Here is an 8,133-nt window from a genome sequence, read left to right as displayed (position 1 = left end):
CCCGGCACCGGGAGCCCGCGCTCGGCCGCCCACGCGCGCACGCGGTCGGCCGCCGCGCTCAGCGCGTCGCGCCGGTCGGCCAGCTCGCGCCCGACCTCGGCGAGGCTCCACCCGAGCGCCCCCAGGAACGCCAGCACGCCGACGAGCAGCGCCAGCGCCGCGCCGGCGAGCGCCGCCCAGTCGGGGAGCGCGCGGGCGACGCGCCGGCGCAGCGGCTGCGCGAGCACGGCCAGGAAGGCGCCGGCGACCAGGGGCACCAGCACGGGGCGCCCGAGGCGGAGGGCGGCGACGGCGAGCACCACGCCGAGGAGCGCGGCGAGGGCGCGGGCGGCGGCGGCGCGCGGCGCGGGGAGGGGCGCGGCGGTCATGGCGGCGGCAGGGGGCAAGGCGCGCGCCCCGCGCGGCGGCGGGATGACCTCGCCGCCGGCCGCTCGTCATCTCCGGGTATTCCCCGACCCTCCTCCCCCGCAGTCCCGACATGCGTCCCGACCAGACCGCCCACATCCGCCGCACCTGGGACCTCGTCGCGCCGATCGCGCCGCAGGCCGCCGAGCTGTTCTACGGGCGCCTGTTCGAGCTCGACCCGTCGCTGCGGCGGCTGTTCGCGCAGGCCGACATGCAGGCGCAGGGGTTGAAGCTGATGCAGACGCTGGCCGTCGTCGTGGCGGGGCTCGACGACCTGCCGCGCATCGTCGGCTCGGTGCAGGCGCTGGGGCGGCGGCACGTGGGGTACGGCGTGCAGCGGTCGCACTACGCGACCGTCGGCGCGGCGCTCCTCTGGACGCTGGAGCAGGGGCTCGGCGACCGGTTCGACGCGCCGGCGCGCGCCGCCTGGACCGACGCGTACGCGCTCCTCTCGACGACGATGATCGAGGCGCAGGCCGCGGCGGCCTGAGGGCGCCCGGGCGCGTCCGAACGCATCGGTAACGCGGGGCCGCTCCCGCCCGCGTCGGCCGGCGCCTAGCGTACGCGGCGTCCCCCGCGCCGCGCATGGGCTCCGAGTTCCTCGCCTACCTCCGCCTCGGGGTCGCGCACATCGCCGACCTCGCGGGCTACGACCACCTGCTGTTCGTCGCCGCGCTCACCGGCGCCTACCCGGCGCGCGCGTGGCGGCGGCTGGTCGTGCTGGTGACCGCGTTCACCGTGGGGCACTCGGTGACGCTGGCGCTGGCGACGCTGCGCCTGGTCGTCGCCGACGCGCGCGTGGTCGAGGCGCTGATCCCGGCGACGATCCTCGTCACCGCGCTGGTGTCCATCGCGCTCGCGCGCCGGGTCGACGACTCGCGCGGGTGGCGGCGCGGCGGCGACCGCGGGGGCGACGCGGAGGGGCCGCGCGGCGGCCCGCTGCTGTACGCGCTCGCGCTGGGGTTCGGGCTGGTCCACGGCCTCGGGTTCTCCTCGTATCTCCGCGCACTGCTCGGCGCCGAGGCGTCGATCGCGCTGCCGCTGCTGGCGTTCAACCTCGGGCTGGAGGCGGGGCAGCTGCTGATCGTGGCCGCGACGCTGCTGGCGGGCGCCGTCGTCACGCGCGTCATGGGGGCGCGGCGCGACTGGGTGCTGCTCCTCGGCGGGGCCACGGCCGGGCTCTCGCTGCTCCTCCTGCTCCAGCGGCTCCCGGCACTGCGCGGCGGCGCGGGGGTACCGTGACCCCCGCGCCGCTCCACCCTTCCCCCACCCGATCGATGTCCCACCTCCGTCCGTTCGCGGCGCTCGCCGCCGGGCTCCTGGCGGCCGCGCCCCTCGCGGCCCCGCTCGGGGCGCAGCAGTGGCTCGACTCCACGGCGAAGCAAGAGCGCACCAACCGCTCGGTCTTCCGCGCGCTCGAGGAGCTGCCGCCGGCCAACCAGGCGCGCTCCGCGTCGGGGGCGCCGGGGCCGCGCTACTGGCAGCAGCGCGTGGACTACGTGATCCGCGCGACGCTCGACACCGCGCAGCAGGCGGTCACGGGGAGCGAGCGCGTCACGTACCACAACAACAGCCCCGACACGCTGCGCTTCCTCTGGTTCCAGCTCGACCAGAACATCGACGACCCCCAGAGCCGCGCCAACCTGTCGACGCCGGCGGTCGGGACGCGCCTCTCGCCCGCCGCGCAGCGCGCGCTGGCCGCCGAGCCGTTCCAGGGCGGCTACACGCTGTCGCGCGTGCAGACGGTGAGCGCGGCCGGCGTGAAGCGCGACGCGCGCCGGGTGCTGAACAACACGATGCTGCGCGTCGACCTCGCGGCGCCGCTGGCGCCCGGGCGGACGGCGGTGGTCGAGATCGACTGGCGCTTCCTCGTGCCCGAGGGCGGGCAGAACGGGCGCGGCGCCAAGGAGAAGGTGCGCGACGGCTGGCTGTACGAGATCGCGCAGTGGTTCCCGCGCGCCGCCGTGTACGACGACGTCAACGGGTGGCAGACCGACCAGTTCCTCGGGCAGGGGGAGTTCTACCTGAACTTCGGGAACTACGACGTGTCGCTGACCGTGCCGCGCGACCACATCGTCGACGCGACCGGCGTGCTGCAGAACCCCGCGCAGGTGCTGACGGCGACGCAGCGGTCGCGGCTCGCGCAGGCGCTGCGCGACACGGTGCCGGTGTTCATCGTGCGCCCCGACGAGGTGATGACGCCGGCGTCGCGCCCGGCGGGCAGCGGCCCGCTGACGTGGCGCTTCACGGCCGAGAACGTGCGCGACTTCGCCTGGGTGTCGAGCAACACGTACGTGTGGGACGCGGCCGGCTTCCGCTACCCGCCGGGGGGCGCGACGAACGGGCGCGTGGTCGAGATCCACTCGATCTACCCGCGCGACGCGATGCCGCTGTGGGACAAGGTGAGCACGCGCGCGACCATCCAGACGATGAAGACGTACGGCCGGATGGCGTTCGAGTACCCGTACCCGAAGGCGGTGAACGTCCACGGGCCGGTGTTCGGGATGGAGTACCCGATGATCGCGTTCTGCGGCGCCCGCCCGAACCCCGACGGCACGTACAGCGACGCGACGGAGAAGGCGCTCATCTCGGTCACGATCCACGAGGTCGGGCACAACTGGTTCCCGATGGTCGTGGCCAGCGACGAGCGCAAGTGGACGTGGATGGACGAGGGGGTGAACTCGTTCCTCCAGTACTACGCGGAGCAGGACTGGCAGCGCGGCTACCCGAGCCGCCGCGGCCCCGCGCGCAACATCGTCGGCTACATGCAGGACACGGCGCAGTCGCCGATCATGACCGAGTCGAACGACATCCAGGCGAACTTCGGCAACAACGGCTACTCCAAGCCGGCCGCCGGCCTGGTGATGCTGCGCGAGAAGGTGCTCGGCGACTCGCTGTTCGACGCGGCGTTCAAGGAGTACAGCCAGCGGTGGATGTTCAAGCACCCGCAGCCGGGCGACTTCTTCCGCTCGCTCGACGACGGCGCCGGCGAGAACCTGAGCTACTTCTGGCGCGGCTGGTTCTACACGACGCACGTCAACGACCAGGCGGTGGCCGACGTGCGCTCGCAGGCGGCCGACTCGCTGGTGGGCAGCACGAGCCGCGGGCGGCGCTACGTGCGCGTGGCGCTGGAGAACAAGGGGGGCCTCGTGCTCCCGGTCGAGATGCAGCTCACCTTCGCCGACGGCAGCACGCGCCGCGTGAAGCTCCCGGTGGACGTGTGGCGCCGCAACGAGAAGCGGTTCGAGTACGGCTTCTTCTCGGACCAGGAGGTGGTGGGCGTCGAGCTGGACCCGGACCAGGGGTTCGCGGACGTGAATCGGGGGAACAATGCGTGGGGGCGGCCGGCGCAGGCGCGACCGATAAGCTGACGATCCAGATACGGCGTGGTCCGATGGGGCGTGATCCGATGGGGCGTGATCCGATGAGGCGTGGTCAGACGAGGCGTTGGCTGATGGTCGCGGCGGGGCTGGTGCACGCCGTACCTGCCCACGCCGTATCGGACCACGCCGTATCGGACCACGCCGTATCCGGCCGTCACGACGTCCACGTCTCCCACATGCGCCTGGTGGTCGAGGGCGCGACGGTAGCCGCCCAAGTCCGCCTGTTCCACGACGACCTGCAGGATGCGGTGCGGAGGCACGCGGGGGCGCCGCGGCTGGTGCTCTCGTCGGCGGCCGGGGACTCGGCGTTCGCGCGCTACTTCGCGCGCGCGGTGACGGTGACGGCCGACGGGGCGCGGCTGGCGGCGCGCGTGCTGCAGGCGCGCGACGAGCGCGACGCCGGCGGGGTGCCGATGCGGGTGTACGTGGTCGAGATGGCGGCCGCGCGGCCGGTGCGCGCGCTGGCGGTCCGCGACGCGCTGCTGTTCGAGCACTTCCGCGACCAGCAGAACCTCGCCGTCGTGGTGCGCATGCCCGCCGAGAAGCGCACCTCGCTCTTCTTCGCGGCCGGCGACGAGAAGGCGCAGGCGGTCCCCGAGTAGGATCCGTCCGCGCCCGTCCCGCCGAGGGGTGCGCCCGTCCCGCGCCCCCTCGCGCGCGGCGGGCGGGCGTCGCACGGTGGGGGCGTCCCGAGCCCCGGAGCGACCCGTGCCGAGCCCCGCCCGCTTCCTCGCCGCCTGCTGCCTCCTCCTCCCCGCCGCCGCGGCGGCGCAGGAGGCCCCCGCCCCCTCCCCGCTCGACGCGCACCGGCGCGCGACCGCGGTGCTGGACGGCGCGCTGGCCGCGCACGGCGGCCCCGACGCGCTGCGGGCCGCGCGCACGGCGCGCGTGACGCTCGAGGGGTGGGACTACCACCGCCACCAGAGCCGCCGCGCCGCCGCGCCCTGGGACAGCACCGTGCGCCGCCACGCGCTCTGGCTCGACCTCGCGCGCGGGCGGCTGGTGCAGCAGCAGACGCGCGGCTACCCGGGCGGCTTCGCCTACACCACGCGCTTCGTCAGCGACAGCGCGCGCCACTACAACGTGGACGTGCGCGCGCAGCGCTACTCGACCGAGCAGTACCCGCCCGCCGAGACGCAGCTCGGCAACCTGAACCTGCTGCCGCAGTTCTTCCTCGCGGCGGCGCTCGACCCGCAGGCGCTCGGGCGGCGGCAGTGGCTGGGCGAGCGGCGGCTCCCCGGCGGCGGCGTGGTCGAGGCGGTGCTCGTCGGGCTGCAGAACGGCGGGCAGCTCGTCCTCGGCTTCGACCCGGCGACGCGGCGGCTGCGCGCGACGATGGGCGTCTCCCCCGACCTGCTCGCCGGCGACACCGAGGTCGTGACCGAGTACCACGACTGGCGCCCGCTCGGCGGCGTGCTGCTCCCCGCGCGCTCGGCGACCTGGCGCGGCGGCGAGCGGGTGAGCGCGCTGCGCTACGTGTCCGCGTCGCTCGGCGAGGCGGTGCCCGACACGCTGCTCGCGCCGCCGGCCGGCTTCGCGCCGCTGGCCGCCGCGGCGGCCGCCGATCCCGTCGCCGAGCTCGCGCCGGGCGTGTGGACGATCCGCGCGGGCGGGAGCAGCGTGCTCGCCGTCGCCTTCGCCGACCACGTCGCGGTGATCGACGCGCCGCCGCGCGGGACGCCCGAGGTGCTGCACCGGCTGGCCACGCTCGCGCCGGGGAAGCCGGTGCGGTACGCGGTGCCGACGCACCACCACGACGACCACTTCCAGGGGGTGCGCCACCTCGCCGCCGCCGGCGCGACGACGCTGGTCACGCCGGGGAACGCCGACTTCTTCCGCCGCGTCGTGTCCGCCCCCGCGTCGACGCTCGGCGCCTGGCCGGGGCGGCCGGCGCCCGACGCGCGCGTGGAGGTGCTGGCCGGCGGCCGCCGCACGCTCGGCGACGGGACGCGCACCGTGGAGCTGCACGACGTCGGGCCGAGCCCGCACGCCGACGAGATGCTGGTGGCGTGGCTGCCGCGGGAGGGGATCCTCTACCACGCCGACCTGATCGAGGCGCCGCGCGGCGTCGCGCAGCGCGGCGCGAACGCCGAGACGACGCGGCACCTCGCCGAGTGGATCCGCAGGCGCGGGTGGAAGGTGCGCACCTTCGCCGGCGCGCACGGCACGCTGCTCAGCCCCGCGGAGTTCGACGACCTGGTGGCGATGCCCGTGCTCCCGCCGGAATGAGGCGCCGCGTCGTGCTCCCCCTGGTCGTGCTCCTCGGCGCCGCGCTGGCCGCGGCCGCGCTGCGCGGGCGTCCCGACGCGCAGGACGACGTCGGCGCCGCCATCGAGGCGCGCGCGGCGGCGTGCCTCCCGACCACGCCGCCCGTGGCCGGCGGCGACGCGCCGCCGACGCCGCGCGCCGGGCGCCTGCTGGTCGCGAACCCGTCGGCGCGCACGGCGACGGTCGTGGACCTCGCGACCGGCACGGCGACGCGGATCGCGCTCGACCTCCGCGACCCGCACGAGGCCGCGGTGTCGCCCGACGGGCGGTGGGGCGTCGTGACGGACTTCGGCGCGCGCGGCGCGATGCGGCGCGTGCGCGGGCAGGAGGTGTGGGACTTCGACGGCCGGCGGCTGGCCGTGATCGACCTGGCGGCGGCGCGCGTGGCGCGCGTGATCGACGTCGGCGCGCACCGCGGGCTGCACGACGTCGCGTTCGTCCCGGGCGCGCCCGGGCGCGTGGTGGTCACCGCGCAGACCAGCCGCACGGTCGCCGACGTGGACCTCGCGGCGGGGGCGGTGGCGGGGACGCTGCGCACCGACGCGGCCGGGTCGCACCTGCTCGCGGTGACCGGCGACGGGCGCACGGTCTTCACGGTCGACGAGATCGACGGCACGGTGACGCGCCTCGACCGCGCGACGGGGGCGCGCGCGTGGCAGCGCGCGGTCGGCGCGCCGCCGGTCGAGGGGATCGGCGTGACGCCCGACGGGCGCACCGTGCTGGTGGGGAGCCTGCGCGACGGGACGGTGCGCCTGCTCGACGGCGCGACCGGCGCGGTGCGGGCGACCGTGGCCGGCTTCGCGACGCCGGTGCGCATCGCCGTGTCGCCGGACGGGCGCCGCGCGCTGGTGGCCGACGCGCGGTGCGGCGCGGCGCACGTGCTCGACGTGGCCGCGGCGCGCGTCGAGGCGACGATCGGCGGGCTCGGGCAGCCCACCGGCGTCGAGATCGCCGCCGACGGGCGCACCGCCTTCGTCACGCTCGGCGACCGCGACGCGGCGGCGGTGCGCGACCTGGCGGCGGGGCGCGTGGTGGCGCGCCACGCCGCCGGGCGCGGCCCGGACGGCGTGGGGTGGGGGCCCGCCGCGGCGGCATTGACGGCGCCCGGCGCCGCGCGCTGATTGGGCCGGTGCGCACCGATCGCTGGACCCTGGTGGGGTGGCTGGTCGGCGCGGGGCTGTGGACCGCGCTGGCGCTGCTGGACGTCGTCGAGACGGCGCTCTGGCTGTCGTACCGCGGCGCGCCCCTGCGGCTCGGCGACGTGGCCGTGCGGTCGCTCGCCGACTGGTACTGCTGCGGCGTGTTCGTCCCGCTGCTGGTGTGGGTGACGCGCCGCCGCCCGCTCGACCGGCGCCACCTCGCCACCCGGCTCCCGCTGCACCTCGGGGTGATCGCGGCCGCGGTGCTCGGCAAGACGGCGCTCTTCCACCTCGTGCGCCCGTACCTCCCCGACACCAACGAGCTCCCGTTCGCGGGGCTGCTGCTCGGGTCGATGATCGGCGAGACGATCGCGTTCGGCGCGGTGGCCGGCGTGCTGCACGCGTGGGAGTTCTACCGCCGCTACCGCGAGCGCGAGACGCAGGCGGCGGTGCTCGAGGCCCGCCTCTCCGACGCGCAGCTGCGGGCGCTGCGGGCGCAGCTCAACCCGCACTTCCTGTTCAACACGCTCAACGCCGCGACCGCGCTGCTGCACCGCGACCCCGACGCGGCCGACGCGATGCTGACGCGCCTCGGCGAGCTGCTGCGGCTGACGCTGCGCGCGGAGCCCGAGCACGAGGTGCCGCTGCGCGACGAGGTGGCGCTGCTGGAGCGCTACCTGGCGATCATGCGCATCCGCTTCGCCGACCGCGTGTCGGTGCGGTGCGAGGTGGACCCGCGCGTCGCGGGGGCGCTCGTCCCGTCGTTCATCCTGCAGCCGCTGGTCGAGAACGCGTTCGAGCACGGGGTGGCGCGGCTGCAGCGCCCGGGGCGCGTCGAGATCACGGCGGCGCCCGACGCCGGCGCGCTGGTGCTGACGGTGCGCGACGACGGCCCCGGCCCCGCGGCCGCCGACCCGGCGCGCGGCGGCGGCGTGGGG

General features: G+C 76.5%; 7 protein-coding genes and 1 pseudogene. 7 read left to right on the top strand and 1 reads right to left on the bottom strand.

What is annotated here, in order from left to right; all coding sequences use genetic code 11:
• Window positions 1-368: pseudogene (locus PYV61_RS16600) on the bottom strand (hypothetical protein); the annotation flags it as partial.
• 110 nt (window positions 369-478) lie between these two features.
• On the opposite strand from PYV61_RS16600, the gene PYV61_RS16595 reads away from it, so the two are divergent.
• The 7 genes from PYV61_RS16595 to PYV61_RS16565 form a co-directional block, all read left to right on the top strand.
• A complete protein-coding gene (locus tag PYV61_RS16595) occupies window positions 479-895 on the top strand; it encodes a globin family protein (protein WP_275833607.1) in 417 nt (138 codons plus the stop codon).
• 95 nt (window positions 896-990) lie between these two features.
• Entirely contained in the window at window positions 991-1,647 is a 657-nt protein-coding gene (locus PYV61_RS16590) for a HupE/UreJ family protein (RefSeq protein ID WP_275833605.1), read from the top strand.
• A gap of 35 nt (window positions 1,648-1,682) precedes the next feature.
• A complete protein-coding gene (locus PYV61_RS16585; RefSeq protein ID WP_275833603.1) occupies window positions 1,683-3,776 on the top strand; it encodes a M1 family metallopeptidase in 2,094 nt (697 codons plus the stop codon).
• A gap of 23 nt (window positions 3,777-3,799) precedes the next feature.
• Window positions 3,800-4,390 carry a DUF6702 family protein gene (locus PYV61_RS16580; protein ID WP_345785252.1) on the top strand — a complete coding sequence of 197 codons (591 nt, stop codon included), beginning with the start codon at window positions 3,800-3,802 and terminating at the stop codon, window positions 4,388-4,390.
• Between the two features lie 106 nt (window positions 4,391-4,496).
• Window positions 4,497-6,017, top strand: coding sequence for an MBL fold metallo-hydrolase (locus PYV61_RS16575; protein WP_275833599.1), 1,521 nt, complete (start codon window positions 4,497-4,499; stop codon window positions 6,015-6,017).
• The gene (locus PYV61_RS16570; protein WP_275833597.1) at window positions 6,014-7,177 is read left to right on the top strand and encodes a PQQ-binding-like beta-propeller repeat protein; all 1,164 of its coding nucleotides are present in this window, start codon (window positions 6,014-6,016) and stop codon (window positions 7,175-7,177) included. Before PYV61_RS16575 ends, PYV61_RS16570 begins: the two co-directional genes overlap by 4 nt.
• Window positions 7,178-7,185: 8 nt before the next feature.
• Window positions 7,186-8,133, top strand: a 948-nt coding sequence (locus PYV61_RS16565; protein WP_275833594.1) for a histidine kinase, incomplete at its 3' end; no start/stop codon positions are given.

It is taken from the genome of Roseisolibacter sp. H3M3-2, from assembly GCF_029211165.1.
Classification (GTDB): Bacteria; Gemmatimonadota; Gemmatimonadetes; order Gemmatimonadales; family Gemmatimonadaceae; genus Roseisolibacter.
The sequence above is the reverse complement of the archived record's forward strand: the minus strand, read 5'-3'. Positions and strand labels throughout refer to the sequence as shown.

What these genes read in the sequence shown, in the direction of transcription:
- PYV61_RS16595 (WP_275833607.1), top strand. Translation starts at nt 479, where the DNA reads ATGCGTCCCGACCAGACCGCCCACATCCGCCGCACCTGGGACCTCGTC.
- PYV61_RS16590 (WP_275833605.1), top strand. Translation starts at nt 991, where the DNA reads ATGGGCTCCGAGTTCCTCGCCTACCTCCGCCTCGGGGTCGCGCACATC.
- PYV61_RS16585 (WP_275833603.1), top strand. Translation starts at nt 1,683, where the DNA reads ATGTCCCACCTCCGTCCGTTCGCGGCGCTCGCCGCCGGGCTCCTGGCG.
- PYV61_RS16580 (WP_345785252.1), top strand. Translation starts at nt 3,800, where the DNA reads ATGGGGCGTGATCCGATGGGGCGTGATCCGATGAGGCGTGGTCAGACG.
- PYV61_RS16570 (WP_275833597.1), top strand. Translation starts at nt 6,014, where the DNA reads ATGAGGCGCCGCGTCGTGCTCCCCCTGGTCGTGCTCCTCGGCGCCGCG.